Raw genomic sequence first — 23985 nt, 5'->3', positions numbered from 1 at the left:
ACATGAAGCTCAAAACGGATTTCTCCCACCAAGCTATTGATGCCGCAATCAAGATTGCGGCTGTTGCTTTGCTTATCTATTGGTGCTTTTCGATACTGCGGCCCTTTATCATGTTATTGGTTTGGGGAGGAATTATTGCGACGGCATTGTATCCAGTAGCAGTAACCATCCATAACAAGACGGGGTTGTCGAAGGGAAAGGCGAGTGGTTTACTGAGCCTCGTTGGTGTTTTATTGCTTTTGATACCGCTTGTCGCTCTCTCTTCAGGGTTATACACGAGTGCATCGGAGCTCTTCTCTGGAATACAAGATGGGTCGTTAGTCTTACCGAAACCTAAAACCTCTATTCAGGATATTCCTTTGGTGGGGGAAAAACTATACGCGGCAATGTCGTATGCATCGTCGAACATCGAGGGTGTGTTTACCAAGTATGCTGAAGAGATCAAAGAATTTGCCAGTCAAGCGGCCTCCATCGTCGGCTCTCTTGGAGGGGGATTTGTACAGTTTATTATCTCAACTATGATTTCTGGTGCGTTTATGGCTAATGCTGATAAGTGCTTAATTGGTATCACTAAACTCGCTGAGCGTTTGACCGGTGACAAAGGAGAGGCGTTAGTCCAACTTTCAAAATCGACGGTACGCAGTGTGGTACAAGGGGTTATCGGTGTTGCTATCATACAGTCAGTATTTGCCGGCATCGGTTTGGTGGTCGCTGGTGTGCCTGCTGCGGCCTTTTGGGCACTGGCAGTATTGCTGGTAGCCATTATTCAATTACCGCCAATTTTGGCGCTGCTTCCTGCCATCATCTATATGTTTAGTGGCGATTCGACAATAACAGCAAGTCTGTTTCTCGTTTGGTGTATTTTAATTAGTGGTAGCGATGCTATTTTAAAACCTATGTTATTGAGCCGTGGTTCCGATATCCCTATGTTGGTTATTTTACTCGGCGCATTAGGTGGCATGGCAATGTCCGGTATTGTTGGGTTATTCGTAGGGGCTGTCGTATTAAGCCTTACGTACCAACTGTTTGTTGCATGGTTATCTACAGAGTCGGAAGAGGTAAAATAGATGAAAGGAGTCTCAAAAGACGACAATTTCTATTTCCTTTTTTTTGCTTTGTTGGTGCTGTTTTTTGGTTGTGCGGTAATGCAGCAGTTTCATCCTGAAGGACAAAAAACCGTATTGGGACTGATAATTGTTACATTGGCGGTGTCGATTGCGGGTATCGATCGTAGGAAAACAATATATCGAGTTTGGTATGGATTTTTATTAATCACGGCGACGGTATCAGGCATGTTCTCGTTTTTTGATGATTACGACATGTCTTATGTAACGTTGGCGGCGGTTTTGGTCTTTTTATGTTCGCATATCCATTCAGCATTAAAACAAGTGATGTTAGCAAAGGTAGTAACAAAGAATCATATTGTTGGCTCAATCTGCATTTATTTTTTGATAGGACTGGCTTGGGCGATGTTATACCTGCTGGTTATTGAAATGTTTCCCATGGCATTTGATGGCATAGAGGTAAAACCTTGGCTAAATAACCTGTTTAACGCTCTGTATTTCAGTTTTATTACCTTAACGACCGTCGGTTATGGCGACATTTCACCAAGCTTACCCATTGCTCAGTTTTTTGTGTTTTTAGAATCGATTGTTGGTAGCTTCTATCTGGCCATCATGGTTGCGAGTTTGGTGAGTATTCGCTTAACGCAATCTACTCTTAAATAGGCCATGCAAATGTGGCCTATAAACAGGCTCTTATTTTTCATTCTATGTCATTGTATTTTCATACTTGAGCCGATGTGAAGTCGTGTCTCATACCGGCTAATACGCTTTTGGTCACACTACTGGTCAGATCAGAGCGCTACTTTCGTTAATGCTCCCGAAATCAATTATTTTTCTTCATGTATTATTCTGTAGTAGTTATAGTATAAAGCTCAATAAACTGGATAAGTATCAACTTGGCAGTTTAATAGTTCTAATCATTACAAGAAAAGTAGATAATAATAATGAGTTCAATCGCAAAGAAAGTAACACTGTCAGTGCTAGGGTTACTTGTCGGAATTTCAATTGTAACGTCGTATATATGGACAAGTAAGCGTGCGCAGCAGATTGAAACCGAAGTATTACAAGAAATAAGATTAATCACAGACCAAACCTCGAGTGGTATCCATGAGTTTTTTAGAGAGCGTTCGCGGGTCGTTACCTCTTTACAGGCCTCGCCATTTATAACCAACTGGTTTGCCGACTATACTGTGCGTGGCGCTAATATTGACGATGACCCAATCTACAATAGTATTGTTGATCAATTTAAAGCTATCTCTGCTCATGATTCTATGATCAAATCCGTTTTCTTTGCTCCGGCAAATACGTTTGAATATTTTGATCTTGATGGACGATATAATGACGCCAGTTATTATACAAGTAAGCGTCCGTGGTGGTCTGAGGCGCTAAACAAAGATGGACTATTTATTACTAAACCCGAAATTGACGCCAATGACGGCAGTATTGTAACGTCGATTAAGACGGTTGTTAAAACGTCAGATGACAAATTGATTGGCGTACTCGGTATTGATATTTTAGGTTCATCAATTAAAAAAGACTTGATTGATAAAATGAAATATAACCAATTAGGTTATGGTTTTTTGTTCACAGATGATGGGCAAATCATTTCATTTCCCGATTCGAGTAAAAATCTGGATATGAGTAAATTGCCTACGCTTGATCAAGTTGATCAGTTAGTACCAAATTCCGAAGGTTTTTCTCGTCTGTTAAAGCAGGTTGGAACCAACGGCGAGAGTGTCGCTACCGTTGTTTACAAAAATCAAGAATATATTGTTTTGGTAGAATCATTATCCGATTCAACGATAGGTCTAGAATGGAATCTGGGGTTTATGGTACCAAAAAATACAATTACTGATCCGGTTCAAGAAACATTGATGTACTCGATTGGTATCCTAGTGGTTATATTAACTCTGGCTTGCTCTATAATAATTTGGCTTATAAATAGGTTGTTAACGAAACCATTAAGTCAGGTCGTTAACGCTATGGATGATATTGCAGTGGGTGAAGGAGACTTGACTAAACGTTTAGATGAAACTCGATCTGACGAACTTGGTGTATTAAGTCGTTCATTTAATGTATTTGTAGAGAAACTTCAACATTCGATTACCCGCTTAAATACAGCTTCGGTTAGTATGCACCACTCGTCACAAGCACTGAGTAACAATGCTGTTAATACGCGAGACGAGATCAAAGAACAGCAGTCACAAGCTCATTTAGCGGCTTCAGCAATGACAGAAATGTCGGCCAGTGCCAAAGAGGTAAGTTACAGTGCTGACCAAGTAGCGAGCTTGTCTCAATCAACGGCCGATACGGCAAGCAACGGAGCAAAAATTGTTCTGGACGCAGCAAACTCGATGAAAGTTTTGTCCAAGCAGCTTCGTGATGCGAGTAAAACAGTAGAAGATGTACGCTCAGATAGTGAAAAAATTGGGTCTGTACTTGAAGTTATTCGTAGTATTGCCGATCAAACCAATCTATTGGCGCTAAACGCGGCTATTGAAGCGGCAAGGGCGGGAGAACAAGGAAGAGGTTTTGCTGTTGTTGCTGATGAAGTCAGATCGCTAGCATCAAGAACTCAAGAGTCTACCGCGGAGATTCAAGATATTATTTCCAGTTTACAGCAACGATCTGAGACGGCGAATAGTGCAATGACAAAGTGCTGTTCGGATTCTGAGGATACGATGGTGCGAGTTCAGTCCGCTGAAGAGGCGCTTGTTTCAATTGACGGGTATATTGCTGAGCTTAATGATTCGATAGGGTTAATTTCTAGTGCCGCAGGTCAGCAAGCAGTGGCAGCAGACGAGGTTAGCATTAACGTCAATATGATGTCTGATATCTCTTGTAAAACGCTAGAATATTCAGAGGCAACGACTGACTCTTCAGAAGACCTGAACAAACTGGGTGTGGAAGTAAACCAAGTGCTTTCTCAGTTTAAGGTGTAAGAAATATTTAATTAATTTGGCATTTAGGACATACTATTTACATAATTAAATCTACTCATGCTACAACTCTTAAAAAGAGTAGCATGAGTCGATTTTTTATTTAGTCGTTACTATTACTCATACTTTCAAGTTCTGCGCACAAAATAACATCGTATTCTTTTTTGCTAATGTCTTAGTTATTAACAATGTTGTTTAAGAGCAAGATTGACTAAACGGCCCGTTGTTAAACAGATCATCTATCATTTCATCGCCGGCTGCTAAGTTGTTACTGGCACGAACATAGGTTCTTAATCCTATGATCTGTACCTGTACATAACGAGCGAGTTTCGCAGGATCATTTGATTTATCAAGCTCACCTTTGTCTATTGCGCTTTGGATGATATCAGTAAATTTAGATTCAACGGCGGCCATTTTCTCTTTGGCTTGGTTTAATAAATCTTCGTGTTCGTCGGTGAGTTCTGCGATTGTTTTTACGAGCATACACATGCCGCTTGGCGCGGTGCTTTGACATCCGGTAACGATATTTCTAACAAAATGTTTAAGTGCTTCAAGTGGTGAGTCGAATTCTTCTAAACATTGCTGCAGTTGAGTACCACTGACATCGGCATAGTGTTGAATGGCCTCTTTAAATAGGTTCTCTTTGCTGCCAAAACATGCGTAGATACTGCCGGGACGGAGGTCAACAACATCCTGTAGGTTTCGCATTGAGGTACCATGAAAGCCTTTCTCCCAATACAAATTGGTTGCTTTATCTATGACATCTTCTCTATTGAACTTAGCGTACTTACTCATGATATAAAACCTCACTCCAAAGGTATGAACGACCGTTCATGATACCGCGGACAGTCGATAAGATCTATATTAAATCTAAGGTTATTAAAAAGAATATGGGCGTTATTAAAGACCAATAAATCGAACTGGTGTACTTAACTTTTTCTTTGTTTTCTTTGTTTAGTCTTCAATGGGCTTGGTAAAAAGTACGCATTTCTAATTAGGTTACTTCCGTATGATACTCTTTTTGAAAAGCTAATTTCTGTTTTGTGGGTTTGAAAACCGTCTGTAGTTGACTACACTCTTAAAAATTAGAATAAATGAATATGTCTATACTGCTGTACTTTATTGTTTATAGGGCTCACATTTAATAAAAATGGATAATTTCACATTACTTGCAACGCTGTTTATTGTTGCTGGTGTTAATACTTTGTTTACTTTTGGCAGTTCTAAAAATGCAGGCAGTGCTGTATCAAAGGAATGGCGACGCTCTGCGGTTCTGCTACTCATCGGATTCAGCTTTATGTTGACTCAGTCTAATTGGCCTAAGTTAATCTCCATTGTTATTGCGAATTATCTGCTCATTCTTGGGTTCTATTTTCAAATATATGCCGCCTTTTGCTTTGAATTTAGAAGGAGTGTAGTGTCCAAGCGTTTTCTCTTTTCTATCACGATTGTCTATGCATTGTATTTTTTCTATTTCACCTACATAGAATTTAATACTACGTATAGAATCATCTTTATCTCTAGTCTATTAGCGTTATTTTATGGCTATGCCATCGTTAAAATGCAACGTTTTTGGAAAGATAAAAATAATATCCCTAGGACTCAAGAGGTCTATTATCTGTTCTGCGCTGGATTTTTATTTTATGTCGCGCGAACGGTGGTGACGATCATTGAGTTTGGCGAAATAAATGCTCTGTTTGACAAAAACACCATGACGACTGTCTCATTTCTTTTTCTGATAATGTTTAACTTGGTTTTTTTAGTTGGGATGTTTAAAGCGACGATCAGAGAGAAGAATGTTGATATTTATAGAGAGAAAGAGAAGCTCAACCACTTATTCGACTTTCTCAGCGATACCGCCAAAAACCTCAAATTGGAAGATCTATACCCTGCAATAGAGGATGTGTTGAGAAAATCATTTAAGGTGAGCACGGCCGCTATTTTTTTAAAAGATGAAGGGAAAGATAGCCACTCAATGAGTTACGTATTTAATGACTTAAATTTATCACTTGATGAAGTGACCAGTTTTAATAAAGGAGAAGGGTTGTCAGGTAAAGCGATGGAAGAAGATAGGGTTCACATTATTGATATTGAAACCTACCCTAATCGTCGTCTCGCGGGCATCTATAAGGCGCATGGTGTCACTAATATGGTGAGCATCCCATTAAAAACGGCTGAGGGAATCATTGGGGCAATTACCGTTGTTTATACTAATAGCCTAAAAAATCAGGACGTTCTTGATAGTGAGTTTTTTTATTATTTAGGTGAACAAATTGGTTTAGTGGTGCAAAACGCACTGCTATATAAGAAGTTAACGGAACTTGCCGACACAGACTCTATGACCGGCTTATTGAATCGTCGCAAGATGCAAGAGATGTTCACTCTCGAGCTTAAAAAGATTAAGCGAAGTAAAGAGAGATTAACGGTTGCTATCTTTGATCTCGATAATTTCAAAAGCGTTAATGACAACTATGGGCACGAATGTGGTGATAAAGTGCTTAAAAATTCGTCAAATATTTTTATTAGTGAATGCCGAGAAACCGATTATGTCTGTCGCTGGGGAGGGGAGGAGTTTTTGTGTCTTTTTGTTGCAAGTGATATGGCATCGGGAATGTTGGTGACAGAGCGAATAAGAAAGGTGTTTGAAAAGCAGAACTACCCTTGTCTTGACAGAGCCAACGTCACTATTAGTGCTGGGATTGCGGAGTATCAAGAAGGGATGACAATGGACCATTTAATTGCAGACGCGGACAAAGCACTTTACGAAGCGAAAAGAAAAGGTCGAAATAGGATAGAGATACATACTATAGATAACATGGTTAATAGAAATATCTAAACAGGATAGAGGCAGCATAAACTAATGCAGACACAGCAATCACAGCACTCAATATCTTCTTCGCTCTAATCTCTCTGTCTTCAACGGCTTCATCATATCGGAGCAATTGGGTAAATCGCTTACGGCTATAATAGAGACCAATAAAAGCAAACGTGAGCAGTATAAAACCGTTCACCATTAGCAGTAAGTTATCGCCATGTTTACCCACTCGGGTCAATAATGCCCCGAGACCAAACATCAACATATGAGTACGCAACCATGACATCGATGTCCGTTCAGGCTGCAAGCCGGGATCTCTCTCGTTGTTCTTCATATTGCGATAGTTAACACAATGGTTACTGTGAGAAATAACATTACTGCGCTAATAAGCTTTAAAAAACCAGTGTAAGGCAATGCACTTTTATTGCGCATGGCTTTCTCATTTGAAGACCACCTTTTGTAAGCAAATACCGCAAGTAAACCGGAACATAGGCACAGAAATATCGACAGCAAAATACGTACGGAAGGGTTTGCTAATTCAGGTGTGAGTTGGTCTATTGCTATCGCACCAGCCAAAAGCGCGAGCGCGGTTCTTATCCAAGCTAGGTAGGTGCGTTCATTTGCCAAAGAAAATCGATAGTCTGGTGCTTCGCCTAAGCGTCGCCAGTTTGTCTTTGGTGCTTTGCGTTTACTATTCATAATGTTTGAAAATAGGTCAATGTTGTTGGGTTGAAAATGGGCGTTCAGTGATAATATCCCGCATATAGTAGCACCTGCAAAGGGAGTTGTATTAATACATCGCAATATAAAGATAAAAATCATCGACGCTTTGGTTCTCTAATCAACGTACAATAATGAACAAAATCAGACAACTCACCGTCCAAGATAAAAATTTAAATTGATCAATTGAAGAGTTTGTCTTAGTTTTAAACAGATAGAGAGTAGAACTGCAATTAATGGCAGTAGAATAATATGTCAAATACCTCCAAACCATTCTAAGGTGGTAGACAAATAAAACCTCTCCTTATAAAACTCAGAAGGCGTGAATGAACGATATAGAACACATGCTGCTGCCTATTTTGGTGGTAAAGCAAGGTCTGATTGCTGCGTGCAATGATGTATTCACAGAACAAGTTGGCCATAGCGAGTTAGATATCGCAGGAACTGAGCTTCAAGATATCATCACATTGACCGATCAAAGTGCCCAACAATTTAGCTCTGTAGGCCAACTTTTAACCAGTGCAAGCCTAAACGAAAACGGCTTATTGGTGTCCGCAACAGTAAAAAACACCTATTTTTATCCTATACCTGTCCAGTTACATTGCAAAGTTTGTGAAGGCGCGCGTGATTCTTATAGCGTCTCTTTTCGTATACTTCAAAACAGATCTGTCGACCCAGTTACTGGTCTATCAAATGGCTGGGCAATCGCTTCTCGATCAGAGCATTTACTGACCAGTCAAGATTTCAAAAAAAACAACTTCGCGCTCATATTCTTGAATGTGGATAATTTCTCTACCATTAACTTTCGCTATGGTTTTGACATTGGTGACGACTATCTCTTGGTGCTTGCCAAAAGAATCCAAGAGGTTGTTGAAAGCGACAATCTCGTTGCCCGCTTCAATAATGCCAAGTTTGGAATATTAGTAGAAAATCGAGATGAGCTGTCTAATGATGCGTTTAATGCCCGCCTTACCTCTATTTGTGAAAGGCTTTGTCGGTTGGCTGATAAACCACTGACGCTGCTAAGAGGCATCAAAATTAGCAAGTCCTTCAGTATTGGTGTGAGTGAGCATAGTGTTCGTTATAATAGCTTTCACGCCGTAGAGATTGCCGCTGAAACAGCTATGCTAGAAGCCAAAAAATATAGCGAATCAAAAATTCAATTTTCCACGTCTCAAACCTTGGGCAATATACTTTCTCATAAGCTCATTATTGATGCTCTGCCAAGTGCAATAGAAAACGACAAAATAGAGATACATTATCAACCTCAGTATGAGATCGCGTCTGAGAAGCTTATCGGTTTTGAAGCGCTATCACGTTGGCGTCATGATGTACTTGGAAATATTGCACCAGATGTTTTTGTCACGATTGCTGAAGAGATAGGATTGCACTTTGACTTTGATTTGTGGGTTTTCAAAAAGGTCTGTTCTCAGATAGTTTCTTGGAAAGAGCAAGGATTGCAGCCACCTAAAATAGCCATTAATATCTCGTTTAAAACACTCGAAATGACAACATTCGTGGACAGATTGAAAATGATTATAGATCAAACTCAATGTCCCACCGAGTTAGTAGAACTAGAAATCACAGAAACGGCATCTGCTAAAAATTTGGTGTCCTTAAATGACAATATTGTTCGTGTTAAAGCGTTAGGAATCAGTATCGCTATCGATGACTTTGGTGCCGGGTATTCGTCTTTAAGTATGATACGAGAGTTCCACCAGTCGTTAGACAAACTTAAGTTGGATCGTTCATTAATTCAGAATGTCTGCAATACAGAAGTTGATAGAGAATTTGTTAAACAAATCATCAAAATGAGTCAGGTACTTGATGTGGAAATTTTGGCCGAAGGTGTAGAAGAAAAAGCGCAAAATGACCTTTTGAAGAAGCTCGATTGTGGTTATGCACAAGGCTATTACTACGCTAAGCCGCTTTCTAAATTAGACGCCGAACAGCTGATTTATAAACTAACCAATTAAGCCAGTCTTTAGGAACAATAGACTTTCGCTTAATTGGTTATGTTTAGGCCCGTGTTATTTACACCCTTGTAGGTATTCGTTAATCACGGTTAAAACTCCAGATTCTTGGTTGCTCGGAGCACGGTAGCGAGCATACTGCTTCACTTTCTCATGTGCATTTTCCATCGCGTAAGAGTGGTAACTTGCTTGAAGCATCTCAACGTCGTTAAAGTAATCGCCGAAACTCATCGTTTCTTCAAAGCTAAAGCCAAGCGTCTTTTGGAGATGTTCAATTGCGGCTCCTTTCGACGCGACCGCATTCATGACATCAAGCCAAACTTTTGCACTAACAACCACTTTATGGTCATGGCCGAATTTGCTGTTAATTATCGGGTAGAGGTGTTCTTCCGACCCGTCGAAGTGGCAGATGGCGACTTTAATGAATTCGTCTTCAACAGAGAGTAAATCGTCAACAAATTCACAGCGATGATAGTATTTCTGTATTTCTTTGATGGCCTGTGGCGATGTGGTCTCTATGTAAGCCGATTTCTTACCACACAATACGATATGCGTATCTTCAATTGAGCGTGCTTGATTGATAATCTTTTTTACCGAGGGCTTGCCGATGGTGCAGCTATAAAGTTCCTCGCCGCGATGCATCACTAAGGTTCCATTCTCTGCAATAAACATCATGTCATGATCTGCGGGGGAGAAGGTCTCGATCAAGCTGTAGTATTGGCGTCCTGAAGCGGCTGCGAAGATAATGCCTTTTTCCGCTAATTTTTGATAAATATCGAAAAATTTCGGATCTAGTTTACCCATTTCGTTGAGTAAAGTACCGTCCATATCGGCGGCAATAAATTTTATACTGTGTTGTGACATTAATGAATATCCACGTTAAGGTAAAAGTAATGAAGGTTGGAATTGAATGAAGGTATTGAAACAAGAACTTGAAAAAAATACTACTCTTTCTTGTTGTCTCAAAATTCTCGGCAATTTTCGACCGCTGTCAAATGAAGAATAAACTAATAACGAAGGTGCTCACGGAATTGACTTCAGCGACCATTCCTTTCTGTTCGAGACGGCTGTTTATAAGTATCCTAGTCGAAATTACCGAAACATCTACATACGATGTTGTATCTCGTACGAGTTGAATTATGTCTATTTTAGAATCCGTTATCTTAATGAGCGGTTTGATTTTTTGTTTAAATTTACTGTACTGGAGTAAGCAGACTTGGGGCATGATCCTCACTATTCTTATGCTATTTGGTGCTCTGGCCGCGACGCTTTATTGGCCATTAATGTTGGGCGCGGCTATCGGGCTTGTTTCGGTGATAGCATTACATCGATTTCAACCAGAATTAGCACGTGGTGAGACCCGTGAAAACACCTTAAGAGATTGGATACAACATCTCATGTCTCTGTCTATGTTGTTGGTTGGAATTCAGTATGTGGTTTATTACGCGCTGTTAGGTAATGGTGTCACTGTCGGTTTAACTCGACCGGATGTGGTGGATGCGTTTTTACCCATTGCAGGTGGCCTTGAATTAAAAGCCATCATCATGCTAGGTCTGTGGGACCAAAATCATCCAGCCGCAGCGGTAATGTTATTTACCGTATTGCTTAGTGGCGTGTTGTGTAAGCGCGCTTTTTGCGGGTGGATCTGTCCACTTGGTCATGCAGGCACCTATCTATATCAACTGCGTACTCGCTTCATTAAGGGTAAATTTTTGCCACCAAGTTGGGTCGACTGGCCACTAAGAATGGTGAAATACTTGCTGCTTGTTGGGTTGCTTTATATCGTAGTTCTCGCTATGCCAAGCAATGCTCTACCTCATTATCTCAATGGCTATTATCAAAAAATAGCGGACCTCAAAATGGGCATGTTTTTTATCACACCGAGCCTGATTGAAGGGATATTGATTGGTTTGGTTTTGGCCTTAGTTGTATGGCAAGACAGAGCCTTTTGTCGATATTTATGTCCTTATGGAGCGGTGTTAGGTTTATTGAGTTTCTTTAGTCCACTCAAAGTAAGAAGGGATACAGCGCATTGTTTAAATGAGACCAAAGGGATGGACTGTGATAAGTGCACACGAGCCTGTCCGGCAAGAATTAAGGTTCATACTGTAGAAACCGTTCGTACCGATGAGTGTCAGGCTTGCATGCGTTGTGTTAGCGCATGTCCTCAGAAAAAGGCGTTGGGAGTAAGGCTACCAACAGGTAAGAATGTCACCTCACGCGGCGTTTTGATTCTTCTTTTACTCTTGATGTTTGGCATTCCGTTACTCGCCTATCTTGGTGGCTTTTGGCATAGCCAAGTGAGCGACGAAACCCGAATGGAGTTGATGAAATACATTCATCAGATCAACCATTGATGCTATAAAACTCTCTTCCTTCGCTGTGCTTTTAATCACTTATCTTTCTGTAGGAATAAATAAGAGATGGTAGCTTGATTTAAAATGAACAATCGTTCAAATAAGTCTTGAATAATTGTCGCTAACAGGCTACATTTTTATCACTCAATGGCGATCTATTCGTCAAAATAAATTCAACGATACGATAGGGGCACATTATGGGAAATGAATATATACCACCAAAAGTCTGGTCTGACAGCACGGAAAGTGGTGGAACATGGGCCAGTATCAACCGTCCTGTGTCAGGGGCTACGCATGATAAACCGCTTCCTATCGGTGAACATCCAATACAGCTGTATTCTATGGGGACGCCAAATGGTCAGAAAGTGACGATCATGCTTGAGGAGTTGCTTGCGATAGGTAAAAGCGAAGCGGAATATGATGCACATCTAATTAATATAATGGAAGGAGACCAGTTCTCTTCTGGTTTTGTCGAGGTTAACCCTAACTCTAAAATCCCTGCATTAGTTGATCATTCTGTCGATGCATCCACGATGCTATTTGAATCTGGTTCTATACTTTTGTACCTAGCAGAAAAGTTTGATAGCTTTTTACCAACCAACGGTGCGCAGCGAGCGTCTGTGATGAATTGGTTGTTCTGGTTACACGGGAGTGCGCCATATTTAGGCGGTGGGTTTGGTCATTTTTACGCCTACGCGCCGGAGAAATTCGAATACCCCATTAATCGTTTTTCAATGGAAATCAAACGACAGCTTGATTTGCTGGATAAGCAATTAGCACAAACACCCTATATTGCGGGTGAAGAATATAGCATCGCAGACATCGCTATTTGGCCATGGTACGGTAATCTGGTACTTGGCAATGTTTATGATGCCGCTGAATTCCTAGACGTGAAAAGTTACCCCAATCTGGTTCGGTGGACCCATCAAATCGCCGATCGACCTGCCGTTCAAAGAGGACGAATTGTAAACCGTTCTTGGGGTGAAGATTGGGAAGCCGTCGCGGAACGCCATAGTGCCGATGACATTACCAATGCCATGAAACTTAAGCCTTAGCATTCTCATTGCGGGGTTTTCCTGACTCGGCTTTAAATACTCATAAACCTGATGGAATAGCTGCTTTTGCGCGGTCTACGAAGTCAGGTTTATTTGATCTGATTTAATAAAGTTACATATCAAGCTGTAAAATTCACTGATCAGCAATATCGTATTAAAGCACCTTATAAAGAAATTTTCGTCTTAATGAAATTAATTATCCGTCTAACCTTTCTATTTAAAAGCCAGAGCAAGACATTAATGAGTCGCTTGTTTACTTTGAACTGAAAAAAGTAGATAACATTAGTATCTCTGCAATGAAGGTAAAATGTTGATGCCCCAAAAAAACCAGATGCTATTGGCATTAGCAATATTGCTCTGTTTAGCGATTTATTTTGACATGCAATCTTTAGTAACGCTCGATGAACTAAAAGGGTCGATTACTAAATTTAAACAGTGGAGAACAGAGTCACCTGTTTTAGTTATCGGTGGATTTATACTGCTGTATGTTTCGGTTGCTACACTCTCTTTACCTGGTTCCGGGCTGTTAACACTGACATCAGGTGCGCTGTTTGGGTTAGTTGAGGGAGTTGGCATAGCAGTAATAGCGTCAAGTATTGGAGCGCTTTTTGCTTTCTTGATTTCTCGTTATTTACTTCGAGAATTTATCAAAAACCGTTTTCCAGAACAATTAGCCACGATAAACCAAGGGATAAAAAAAGAGGGGGCCGTCTATTTATTTTCGTTACGGTTAATCCCTATATTTCCTTACTTTATTGTAAATATATTGATGAGTGTGACAGCACTGAGAGCATGGACGTTTTATTGGGTAAGCGCGTTAGGGATGATTCCTGTGACCGCCGCTTATGTGAATGCAGGAACACAACTCGCTCAGATCGATAGTGTCTCTAGCGTCCTTTCCGTGAAGTTGATGTTGTCATTTTCATTGTTGGGCCTTATTCCATTCATTGCAAAAATGGTAGTTAATAAAATGAAAAAAGATGCAGTAAGCAAAAATTGGACAAAACCAAAGAAATTTGATCGCAACTTAATTGTTATTGGTGCTGGTGCTGGTGGGTTGGTGACCAGCTATATCGCGGCAGCAGTAAAGGCTAAAGTGACCTTAATAGAAGCCGGAGAAATGGGTGGGGATTGTCTGAATTACGGTTGTGTACCAAGCAAAGCAATTATTAAAAGCGCCAAAATGGCGAATCATATCAAAAATGCCCATCATTATGGTTTAGAAGATTCGATTCCTCAATTTTCCTTTAAAAAAGTGATGCAACGTGTTCATGACGTTATAGCAGAAGTTGCACCCCATGACAGTGTGGAACGCTATACCAGCCTTGGTGTTGATGTTGTAAAAGGTTACGGAAGATTACTGGACCCGTGGACGGTGGAGATCGCCTATGAAGATGGGTCATCGACTAAGCTGACCGCTCGTAGCATTGTTATTGCCACAGGTGCTCGTCCATTTGTTCCGCCGTTACCAGGCATTGAAGAAGCCGGCTATGTAACCAGCGATACGCTATGGACTGAGTTTGCGAAACTTGATACTGCACCAGAAAAACTGGTCGTGTTGGGTGGCGGTCCAATTGGTTCTGAGCTGGCGCAGTCTTTTTCAAGGTTAGGCTCAAACGTGATTCAAATTGAGATGGCCGATCGAATCATGATTCGAGAAGATCTCGAGGTTTCAGAGTTTGCGACCAAAGCATTGCAAAAAAGTGGTGTGAATATACTTACCTCTCATCAAGCTCTCCGATGTGAACTGAAAGATGGTAAAAAATACATTGTTGTTAAGCACCAAGAACAAGAGATTGAGATCGAATATGACCAACTTCTTTGTGCCGTAGGTCGTAGTGCTCGTCTCGATGGTTACGGGCTTGAAGATCTGGGTATTGAAACCAATCGTACGGTCGTAACTAACGAATATTTGGAAACGCTTCATCCTAACATCTTCGCAGCAGGTGACATTGTCGGCCCATATCAATTTACACACGTCGCCGCTCATCAAGGTTGGTATGCCGCTGTTAATGCTCTGTTTGGGCAGTTCAAAAAATTCAAGGTAGATTACCGAGTGATCCCATGGACAACCTTCATCGATCCAGAAGTTGCCAGAGTGGGTATCAATGAGTACGAAGCGCAAGAGAAAGGAATCGACTATGAGGTAACTCGATTCGAGTTTAAAGAGCTTGATAGGGCCATTACAGAGAGTGCAACCGACGGCTTCATTAAAGTGATTACACCAAAAGGCAAAGACAAAATATTAGGCGTGACCATTGTATCTGAGCACGCGGGTGATTTGATTGCAGAATTTGTTTTGGCCATGAAACATGGCCTTGGTTTGAATAAGATACTGGGTACAATTCATAGCTATCCAACCTGGGCAGAAGCGAACAAATATGCGGCAGGTGAGTGGAAACGGGATCACGCACCGCAAACTATTCTTCGTTTATTAGAGAAATATCATACATGGCGACGTGGTTAACGACACGAAGGTACTGAAATTGATATAATCTGTGCATTAATCGTATTTATATCAAAAGGCCGCACTGTTCCGAGTGAAATGATGCTCAATGTGAATAGCTGCGGCCAAGTTATCTTTAAAGGACTGGGAAATTGAAAAAATTTGTTAATCTTGTTGTTATTATGTTCGTCACACTTTTACCTAGAGCATTTGCCTCTGAGAGCGCGAATCTTTCAGGAAAAGTGTTAGAAGCGATGAATTCAGGTGGCTACGCCTATGTGCTAGTGGAACTAGAGTCAGAGCAGCGATGGTTTGCAGGCCCTAGCGCTCAGATAAATGTGGGTGATGTTGTGTCGTTTAACGAAGAAGGCATTGGCATGACTCAGTTTCACAGCAAAAGCCTCGATCGTGATTTCGACGTTATCTACTTTGTTAATGCCATCCACAATGGCAATAGTGCACCAATCGCTGCATCGGGTAAGGCGGCGCAGTCTGGCGTCGCTATAGGCAAAATAACGCCAGCAGAGGGTGGTAAGACCGTTGCAGACATCGTGGCTCAGAAAGAAGCCCTGTCTGGAAAAACCGTTGTGTTACGAGGTAAAGTGGTAAAATTTAGCCCTCAGATAATGAAAAAGAACTGGTTACATATTCAAGATGGTACGAGTGATCCAGCAACGGGCTTGAATGACCTCACCATCACGACTGCAGATTCTGCTCGTGTAGGTGATATCGTGACGATTACCGGCACGCTGACACTGAATAAAGACTTTGGTTACGGTTATAAGTATGACCTGATTATTGAAGAAGCTACCGTCGTTACTGAGTAGTGAGTTTATTAAATTACTGCCTGATTTTGCACAAAGGACAATCCATGAATAATTACTTGAAGCTCTTTTTGACTGCAGCCTCTTCGCTGATGCTAGCCGGTTGTTTCAGCGAAACGAATAACCTGCCTGATCAGAGGCCAGATTATGCCTATGAGTTGGATACGTGGCAGGAAAACTCTGAGATATATGAATTCACGATGAAAGCGAATCCAGAGCAAGCTTGCATTATGCTTATGCTCGACTCAGGAAAAGATATGGGGCTTTCGTGTATTCCTAAAGGGCCGCAAGGAAAATTAGACAAGTTACTACCAGCGGATTTTGCTTACGAACTAGATACTTGGGCTGCGAACTCAGAGATCTATGAGTTTACGCCGCGTTCAAATACAAATTACTCGTGCCTTATGTATATGCTAGATTCCGGCAATGCTATGGGATTGCGTTGTGCGCCCAAGGCAAGCAAAGCTTTAGAAACTCAATCTCAAAGTGAGCAACCTTTAAGTAAATAGACATGCGTGACTAACAACCACGAGTGATTGAAAATGAGTAGCCTGCAATAGAAGCGCAACGTGATAGTTATTTGAAAAGCTGTATCGATATGTTTTTGAGCTATGTCCGCATTAAATAACAAGGCAGGTTTCCCTGCATTGTTATTTAAGCCGACGGTATATCCTCCATCGCCATCTCTTTATCTGTATCTATCCACCAAGTAAGGATCAACGTACTTAGCCCTGCTAAACCGAAACTGATCACGAGTGGAAATACTGAACCATCAAAAAAGGCGCCAATTGCAAATGCGAGCAAAGCGGAAATTATGGTGGAGACCGAACCAACAATTGCCGAACCTAATCCCGCTGACTCACCCAGAGGCTCCATGGCGAGGGCGTTGATATTACCAAATATCATTGCGAGGCTGAAGAAAGTCGCCAGCATGTAAAGGGTGGTTAAGGCTAACGGTGGGTATCCGCCAAAGTTGATGGTAACAACAACAAACAGAGCGGCAATCATGCTGATAGCAATAAGTGCAATGCGGACAATGTAACGCATTCCATACTTCATGACGTTTTTGCCATTGATGTACGATGAGACTCCAAAGGCAAGCGTTAGCCCAGCAAAATAGAGTGGAAACCATTGACCTAATTGATATGTTTCGGTAAAGAGTTGGGAAGCCGAACTCAAATAGAACACAAATGGCCCTGAAATGATGCCTGCCGAAATTGTATAGCCAATAGATCGACGATTTTTAAGAATAGAACCGATAGCGGCCAACATCGCGGATGCGGAGAACTTAGCTCTATTTTCTGCTTTTAGCGTTTCCTCCTGTCGAATCAGATACCAACTGAGGGAAATCAACCCCACGACAAGAATAGCGAAGAAGATACTTTGCCAGTTAACCAACGTTAAGATTAACTGACCAAAAAGGGGGGCAAGCATAGGGACAAGAACAAAAATCATCATAATAAATGACATGACTCTGGCCATTGCACGCCCTTGATAGAGATCTCGAATAATGGCAACAGAGATAACCCTTGGGGCTGCTATACCGAATCCTTGTAAGAAACGGCTAAAAACCATCATGTCATGATCCGTCGCGGTCATTGCCATGATACTCCCGACAATAAATACGCTATACCCAGCAACAATAGAAAGACGCCTACCTATTGAGTCGGAAAGCGGCCCAAACAAGAGTTGGCCTAAAGCTAAACCGACGAAAACGGCGACGATGAAATGTTGAGCGTCTTTTGGGCTAGGTGAATGTAATTCAATCGCCATAACCTGTAGTGCGGGTAATATCGCGTCGATAGATAAGGCAACAATAGACATCATTAATGCCATCATTATGATGAATTCATTGAAAGGTAACTCTTTTCTTTGGTACTGCTTCATGTAAAAACTCTCGTATTTATTTATTCTTTAGTGAGGTTGGATTGAGTGAAATATAACAACCATTTCGATTGTCAAAGCTACCGTTCACTTTACTTATACTGAGAGTCTAATAGTTAAAGCTAACTTTAAGTCAAGAATTTATTTTAATGAGCATCACCATTCCAATTTACAGGAAAAAGTCTCCCTTATTCTTGAGAAAGTTCCGTCAATACCTGTTTAAAAGTGTCTACTGGGTGGGCACCACTGAGGGCGCTGGTCCGATTAAATACAACCGTCGGTACGCTAGTAACGCCAAGTTGAGTCCAGTAATTTTCGGTTGTCCGAACGTCATCACGATGTTCTTTATCATCCAAACGACGGATGCCTTCCGCCCCATTAAGCCCAATACTGTTCAGTTCTTCAATTAGGATGCTTCTATTTGATATGTCTTTTTGCTCGGTAAAAAAAGCGCTGAAAAGGCGTAATTTGAGTTCTGTTTGCTTGCCCATTTCTTTGGCGTATTCAAGCAAAATATGCGCTTCAAAAGTATTAACCATCTTCATGTCATCAAAATATTTGAACTCAAAGCCGTGTACGGCACCTTGCGTAGTAATGTTTTCGCGCGCGCGAGCACTCTCTTCTGCTGACGAACCGTATTTTCTTGCGATATGTTCTCTCAGACCTTCGCCTTCTGCCGGCATATCTGGGTTGAGTTCGAACGGTTGCCACTCTATCTCTACCTGTTCTTGCATACCTAATTCATCGATCGCGGCTTTTAGGTGTTTATAACCTACGATGCACCAAGGACATACCACATCCGAGACAATATCTAGCTTTATTTTCTTGTTCATCTTCTTACCTTTACCCCTTTTCTGGATGGGCGACTTGAGTGAGTTGGCCCCCGCGTGCTCATTAAATTGAACGACTGTTCATTAAGGGTGATAATACACCTAAAATGCCGATGTGAGAAGTCGGCGGAAGAATTAGTTTTAGCGGCTTTTATTCATCCGAGATAGTAAGCACTATTTTACCAACGTGCTCTTTTTTCAAGAACTCTACTTGAGCGATATTTATATCTGCAAGCGGGAATGTTTTTGCAACAAGAGGAACAATTTGCCCGCGCTCAATCTGATTAATCAAGTTATGGAATACATGAGGGGCCAAAACGGTACAACCAAAGAAGCTCAAATCCTTTAAATATAAGGTTCTTACGTCAAGATTGACATGTGCTCCTGCAATAGCACCTGAAACAGCGTAACGTCCAGATGGGCGCAATACCTCTAGGTATTGCGCCCATTGTTCACCCGCGACTAGATCAATGATGACATCAACACTGTTTTCACCGAGGATCGCGACTAAATCGGCAGTACGTGCAATCACTTTATCTGCTCCAATATCGAGCAATTGTTGACTTTTACTCGGGCTCGTCATGGCAATAACGTAAGCACCACGAGCTTTAGCTAATTGAATCGCTGCGGAACCAACGCCTCCTGAAGCACCTGAAATTAGAACGGTATCAGACTGATTAACGTTGGCGCGCGTAAGCATGTTTTCAGCGGTTGAATAGGAACAAGGGAATGAAGCAAGTTCGGTGTCTGTTAAAGGCGTCTCTACGCGGTACGCGTGCTTTGCAGAGACAACAATATATTCAGCGAAACCTCCATCACATTCAGAGCCCAAATACCAGGGCGGGGTGCGTGTCTGACCTTTTACTTCACTAAGGCATGGCTCTATAAGAATACGTTCACCGATTCGTTTCGTATCGACCTTCTCACCAACGGCGACTATTTTTCCGCAGACATCCGCGCCTTGTATTCGAGGGAAAGACAACGCGTTACCAGACCAACTGGCTTTATTGTCTATTGCTTCGTTTTTTGCGTACCAACCAATTCGAGTATTGATGTCGGTATTATTTACGCCTGCGGCAGAGACCCGGATTAGAACTTCATTATCAGATGGAGTAGGAACGGTAATGTCGTTACGACATTGAAGCATGTCAGAATCACCGTAACCAACAAGTTGAATACCTTTCATTTGTTTTGGAATCGTTGTCATAGTTTGTATCTCTATCTACATTTGCATCGGTTTTATTCAATGTCTATTTGAGCATGTGGGCGACGGCTTTTTTTGCGGCAGTAATAGCATCATGTCCTATTACTGGCCATGCGCTTGAAACACCCTCATGGAGTAAATAGAGAATGGTGGCTAGATCTTCTCTTTCACTTTGATGAGCAAAAACGTGTTGGACATCGAGCTTGTATTTTTTTACTGCTTGATTGATTAGCGAGTTATTCGGGAAAGCGGCGATGGCATTCATCGATAGGCAACCATTAGGGGCGCTTTTTACCATCCATTGCTCAAGCTTATCGAAGATACAAAGAATAGAATCGGTTTTGTCTGAGGGTAAATTGTTGGTTAAGATCGCTAGATACCGTTGGTGACGATATTCGAGTGCGCCCACAATCATGGCTTCTTTTGATGGGTAATATCGGTAAAGAGTACGCAAGCTTACGTTACATGCTGTTTTTAACTGTGCGACACTTGGTTCGGCAAAACCATGTCGACTGAAAGCCTCTTCTAGGCTTGCGGCTATTTGATCTTTAGTCATTTGATTCTCTGAGTATAATATTGACAAGGTAGAACATTCATTCTACCAGGCAAGAGTAGAATGAATGTTCTACCTTGTCAATTGCGATTGAGAACCTGAAAAGGATTTAAGGCATTATTAATCTTTTAGCTCGATGGCTCTGAATTAAGGTGTAACCACCAGAACTGACGATAAGTAGGCTACCTAATAGCGTTGTTGTATCGGGCGTTTCACCGAATACAAATACACCAAGGATTAATGCAAACAATAATCGACTATATCGAAAAGGCGCGACGACAGAGACGTCACCAGTGCGCATCGCAATGGTTAATGCATTATAAGCGGCAACACCAAATAAGATTGCACCGACTATTTTGAGCCCAGTAATGAGGTCCATCTGCAGTGGCTCGCCACTATACGCAAACATGGCTAATCCTGTTGGGATCATGACAAAAAAACCGTAGATGCCTAATTGCGTATTGGATAAAGTGGCGGGTGCAGCACGTGTGGCGAGGTCTCGACCTGCAAATCCTATCGTTGCCACAACAGCAAAAATAGAGGCCGTTTCGAATCCTTCGAGGCCAGGTCTAATGATCATTAATACACCAACCAATCCGACTAAAACAGCCATCCATCGTTTCAGTCCAATCCTTTCACCGAAGAAAAATGCGGCACCTAGCATGGCGATTAAAGGCGTCGCTTGTAATATAGCGGAAGCGCTAGAGAGTGTGGTTAACGTAATCGCTAAGGCGAAAGAGAGTCGGCCAGAGACTTCACAAAAGGCACGGATAATAATGGGGCGGGAAAGAATGGCAGGGTGAAAAATGATTTCTCCTTTCTTTTTGGTTAACAACGCGAAAATGGCTGTTCCGCCTAATCCAAATAGCGCCAATATTAATCCGACGTTAGTGGTATTTGCGGCGGATTTTATCAGCATGTCCTCAATGGAAAACGCCGCCATGGCGAGTACCATAAAGATACTGCCTCGAGTATTGTTCAAAAACGCGCTCCTATTCTTCCTTGAGTTCTCGCACTAGCATAACCTAAGCGACAAGGTTCAATAACCCCGCGTTGTCTTTTTTCTCAATTACTGATGAAAATTTCACGGACACAGTGCCTTATGTACACACCATTAAATGCAAGAAAGTGAGCAGTGGACAACCCGGAATCGATCTGTCCACTAGGAGAGCAGAGTCTTTAAGTGACTAATTTATTTTCAAAGACTAGGTTTTGAACTTTGAAACCAAAGCAGTCAGTTGCGTGGCCACTTCGCCAAGTCTCACTGAGTTTAATCTCGCGTTGTTAGAGATCTCATGCACGACAGAAGCATCGGTATGTATTTGGTGGATGTGGCTATTAATATCTTCAACCACTTGATGCTGCTCTTCTGTCGCGGTTGCGATTTGAATATTCATATCTCGGATTACTTCAACTGCTGTGGAGATCCCCTCGAAATTACCATGGACAGATGCAGTGATATCCACCGTCTCTTGTGAAGCGGCGAGGCTATGTTTAATCTGAGTTGATGCTCCCTGTGTGCGCATTTGTAATCGCTGAACTAAATCGTTGATCTCACCCGTCGAATCAGAAGTGCGTTTTGCCAGAACTCTGACTTCATCAGCAACGACGGCAAATCCTCTTCCCTGGTCTCCGGCGCGCGCGGCCTCAATTGCCGCATTGAGTGCAAGCAAGTTTGTTTGTTCGGCAATCGCCTTGATGGTATCTAAGATAGCGGTAATATCCTGACTATCTTGTTCCAGTTCATCTATTGCGTCTGACGACTGCGTTAATAAGGTCGCCAACTGGTTGACACTTGCTACAGCCTTATCGATATGGTCTTGCCCTTCATTAACCAGCTGTTGTCCCTCTTCTGCGGCCCCAGCGGCTGCATTACAGGAGTTTGCAACTTCGTGCGTTGTTGCGACCATCTCGTTGAAAGCGGTCGACACCATCTCAACGGCTTGGTTTTGGCTTTCGGCAGTGTCGGCCATATTTTGTGATATTGAGATCGCTCGTTGAGAGGATTTTTCCATCTCTTGACCTGCACTACTTATTTGACCAACAAGATTTCGAATGGCTTCAAGGAACTGGTTGAAATAGATTGCAAGCCTGCCAGTTTCATCATTTGAACGGACCTGAAGTGTATTGGTTAAGTCTCCTTCACCCGATGCGATGTCGCGCAGACCATTTGAAACGGCAAGCATTGGCTTGGCGATCTGGTTGGCTAATAGTGTGGCACCGGCAATGAGAAGGACGGTAAGCAATAAAACAATAATGGCAATGATTTGAGTAATATTATTACTGGAGTTCATCACCTCGTCTTGGCTGATAAGGCCTATAAACTTCCAACCCAATTTATCGGATGGAAATATATTGGCCATGTAGGTTTGACCATTGAGGTCAACTTCCACCAGTCCAGAGTTAGTTTTGTTTAAAAGCTGGTAAGCGTCGCCGAGGTCAGAGAGCTGTTTAAAGTTATTATCTGAATGTCCAGCATCAACCAATATATTGCCGGTCTCTTCAACCAGCATTAGATAACCTTCTTCACCAAGTTTGATACGCTTAATCATGTCGGTTAACGTCTTCAATGAGACGTCAATCGCGATAACTCCGCCATTTTGGCTATTTTTTGTCGAATAGCTCAGCGCTGTACTGAGAATGACAGCGTCATCGGGCTCCCAGTAATAAGCGTCACCTCGAACCGTATTTTTTGGGTTGTCCAATGCCATTTTGTAGAAAGGGCGAGAACGTGGGTCATAATTTTCAGGATTTGCCCCCATAGGCCATTGAATGAATCCGCCATATTGGGTGCCCATGTAAATATAAGAATAGTCAGGGTGAGCACGACCTACGTCATTGAATAATGCAAAGATTTCGCTCTCAATACCGTCATTTTTATCCGGTGTCATTGTAGCACTGCTCTGATCAATATAACGGGTAATAGTATTATCATCTTGATATAGATTGGCGTGCTTTGCGAGATAAGCAATGTTTTCTTCTATGCCTTTAAAATAGACAGAGATGGTGTTGTCAACCTGGCGCATTTCATTACTGCTGTTATCAATAAAGCTATCAATAGCTTGCGTTCTTAAAAGGTTAACAACAAATATGGAAACAATTAATACAGGTAGTATGCTGGCAATAATCAATGCCAATAGTAGTTTCTTTTTTATATTCATTTGGTTGCTCTTTGATCCTATGATTCGATAGTGTCAGCCGCCGCGAATAAAAATAGTCTGTAAAAATGTGTATTGTCAGGTTGAATGGAATTTCATCCGTGAGTTATCTAACTAAGTTAGAGGGTAACTAGTCTTTTATTCGTTTCAATGACTGCGGAAA

Annotated in this window: 20 protein-coding genes and 1 pseudogene; 11 read left to right on the top strand and 10 right to left on the bottom strand. The window is 41.7% G+C overall.

The genetic code is table 11. The features are described from left to right. Positions 1 to 2 precede the first annotated feature (2 nt). From IUZ65_RS17715 to IUZ65_RS17705, 3 genes are all read left to right on the top strand, one after another. Positions 3 to 1067, top strand: a complete 1065-nt coding sequence (locus IUZ65_RS17715; protein WP_195705365.1) for an AI-2E family transporter — start codon at positions 3 to 5, stop codon at positions 1065 to 1067. Next, positions 1068 to 1727: a potassium channel family protein gene (locus tag IUZ65_RS17710; protein ID WP_195705364.1), complete on the top strand. Its 660-nt coding sequence runs from the start codon at positions 1068 to 1070 to the stop codon at positions 1725 to 1727. A gap of 281 nt (positions 1728 to 2008) precedes the next feature. Beyond that, the gene (locus IUZ65_RS17705; RefSeq protein ID WP_195705363.1) at positions 2009 to 4006 is read left to right on the top strand and encodes a methyl-accepting chemotaxis protein; all 1998 of its coding nucleotides are present in this window, start codon (positions 2009 to 2011) and stop codon (positions 4004 to 4006) included. A 192-nt stretch (positions 4007 to 4198) separates the two neighbouring features. Here the strand turns inward: IUZ65_RS17705 and IUZ65_RS17700 are convergent, their stop codons facing one another. After that, positions 4199 to 4798: a TetR/AcrR family transcriptional regulator gene (locus IUZ65_RS17700; protein ID WP_195705362.1), complete on the bottom strand. Its 600-nt coding sequence runs from the start codon at positions 4796 to 4798 to the stop codon at positions 4199 to 4201. A gap of 355 nt (positions 4799 to 5153) precedes the next feature. Between IUZ65_RS17700 and IUZ65_RS17695 the strand changes: the two genes are divergently transcribed. Continuing rightward, positions 5154 to 6839, top strand: a complete 1686-nt coding sequence (locus IUZ65_RS17695; RefSeq protein WP_195705361.1) for a GGDEF domain-containing protein — start codon at positions 5154 to 5156, stop codon at positions 6837 to 6839. Here the strand turns inward: IUZ65_RS17695 and IUZ65_RS17690 are convergent. Together IUZ65_RS17690 and IUZ65_RS17685 are read right to left on the bottom strand one after the other, a co-directional pair. Then, positions 6823 to 7152, bottom strand: coding sequence for a DUF202 domain-containing protein (locus IUZ65_RS17690; protein ID WP_195705360.1), 330 nt, complete (start codon positions 7150 to 7152; stop codon positions 6823 to 6825). The genes IUZ65_RS17695 and IUZ65_RS17690 overlap by 17 nt on opposite strands. Next, positions 7149 to 7517 (bottom strand): YidH family protein, encoded by a 369-nt coding sequence (locus IUZ65_RS17685; RefSeq protein WP_195705359.1) that lies wholly within the window; start codon positions 7515 to 7517, stop codon positions 7149 to 7151. The genes IUZ65_RS17690 and IUZ65_RS17685 overlap by 4 nt, the downstream gene beginning before the upstream one ends. A gap of 347 nt (positions 7518 to 7864) precedes the next feature. On the opposite strand from IUZ65_RS17685, the gene IUZ65_RS17680 reads away from it, so the two are divergent. After that, entirely contained in the window at positions 7865 to 9514 is a 1650-nt protein-coding gene (locus tag IUZ65_RS17680) for a putative bifunctional diguanylate cyclase/phosphodiesterase (protein ID WP_195705358.1), read from the top strand. 54 nt (positions 9515 to 9568) lie between these two features. Here the strand turns inward: IUZ65_RS17680 and IUZ65_RS17675 are convergent, their stop codons facing one another. Further along, positions 9569 to 10375, bottom strand: coding sequence for a Cof-type HAD-IIB family hydrolase (locus IUZ65_RS17675; RefSeq protein ID WP_195705357.1), 807 nt, complete (start codon positions 10373 to 10375; stop codon positions 9569 to 9571). A gap of 275 nt (positions 10376 to 10650) precedes the next feature. On the opposite strand from IUZ65_RS17675, the gene IUZ65_RS17670 reads away from it, so the two are divergent. The 6 genes and pseudogenes from IUZ65_RS17670 to IUZ65_RS17650 all read left to right on the top strand — a co-directional run bounded on the left by IUZ65_RS17670 (position 10651) and on the right by IUZ65_RS17650 (position 16702). After that, positions 10651 to 11868: a 4Fe-4S binding protein gene (locus IUZ65_RS17670; protein ID WP_195705356.1), complete on the top strand. Its 1218-nt coding sequence runs from the start codon at positions 10651 to 10653 to the stop codon at positions 11866 to 11868. Positions 11869 to 12065: 197 nt separating this feature from the next. Then, on the top strand, positions 12066 to 12923 hold the full coding sequence (gene yghU / locus IUZ65_RS17665; protein WP_195705355.1) for a glutathione-dependent disulfide-bond oxidoreductase: 858 nt from the start codon (positions 12066 to 12068) through the stop codon (positions 12921 to 12923). A gap of 307 nt (positions 12924 to 13230) precedes the next feature. Then, a pseudogene (locus tag IUZ65_RS23470) lies at positions 13231 to 13725 on the top strand (TVP38/TMEM64 family protein); the annotation flags it as partial. 168 nt (positions 13726 to 13893) lie between these two features. Next, on the top strand, positions 13894 to 15390 hold the full coding sequence (locus IUZ65_RS17660) for a dihydrolipoyl dehydrogenase family protein (RefSeq protein ID WP_331275679.1): 1497 nt from the start codon (positions 13894 to 13896) through the stop codon (positions 15388 to 15390). 131 nt (positions 15391 to 15521) lie between these two features. Beyond that, a complete protein-coding gene (locus IUZ65_RS17655) occupies positions 15522 to 16196 on the top strand; it encodes a DNA-binding protein (protein WP_195705353.1) in 675 nt (224 codons plus the stop codon). Between the two features lie 44 nt (positions 16197 to 16240). After that, on the top strand, positions 16241 to 16702 hold the full coding sequence (locus IUZ65_RS17650; protein ID WP_195705352.1) for a hypothetical protein: 462 nt from the start codon (positions 16241 to 16243) through the stop codon (positions 16700 to 16702). A 145-nt stretch (positions 16703 to 16847) separates the two neighbouring features. Here the strand turns inward: IUZ65_RS17650 and IUZ65_RS17645 are convergent, their stop codons facing one another. The 6 genes from IUZ65_RS17645 to IUZ65_RS17620 form a co-directional block, all read right to left on the bottom strand. Beyond that, on the bottom strand, positions 16848 to 18080 hold the full coding sequence (locus IUZ65_RS17645; protein WP_195705351.1) for a multidrug effflux MFS transporter: 1233 nt from the start codon (positions 18078 to 18080) through the stop codon (positions 16848 to 16850). Between the two features lie 185 nt (positions 18081 to 18265). Continuing rightward, positions 18266 to 18910 (bottom strand): DsbA family oxidoreductase, encoded by a 645-nt coding sequence (locus IUZ65_RS17640; RefSeq protein ID WP_195705350.1) that lies wholly within the window; start codon positions 18908 to 18910, stop codon positions 18266 to 18268. A gap of 148 nt (positions 18911 to 19058) precedes the next feature. Beyond that, positions 19059 to 20114, bottom strand: coding sequence for an alcohol dehydrogenase family protein (locus IUZ65_RS17635; RefSeq protein ID WP_195705349.1), 1056 nt, complete (start codon positions 20112 to 20114; stop codon positions 19059 to 19061). A 43-nt stretch (positions 20115 to 20157) separates the two neighbouring features. Then, a complete protein-coding gene (locus IUZ65_RS17630) occupies positions 20158 to 20667 on the bottom strand; it encodes a TetR/AcrR family transcriptional regulator (RefSeq protein WP_195705348.1) in 510 nt (169 codons plus the stop codon). 106 nt (positions 20668 to 20773) lie between these two features. Continuing rightward, the gene (locus IUZ65_RS17625; RefSeq protein ID WP_229638228.1) at positions 20774 to 21646 is read right to left on the bottom strand and encodes a DMT family transporter; all 873 of its coding nucleotides are present in this window, start codon (positions 21644 to 21646) and stop codon (positions 20774 to 20776) included. A 223-nt stretch (positions 21647 to 21869) separates the two neighbouring features. Continuing rightward, a complete protein-coding gene (locus tag IUZ65_RS17620; protein ID WP_195705347.1) occupies positions 21870 to 23825 on the bottom strand; it encodes a methyl-accepting chemotaxis protein in 1956 nt (651 codons plus the stop codon). Positions 23826 to 23985 lie beyond the last annotated feature (160 nt).

The sequence above is a fragment of the Vibrio sp. VB16 genome (genome assembly GCF_015594925.2).
GTDB lineage: Bacteria > Pseudomonadota > Gammaproteobacteria > Enterobacterales > Vibrionaceae > Vibrio.
The sequence above is the reverse complement of the archived record's forward strand: the minus strand, read 5'-3'. Positions and strand labels throughout refer to the sequence as shown.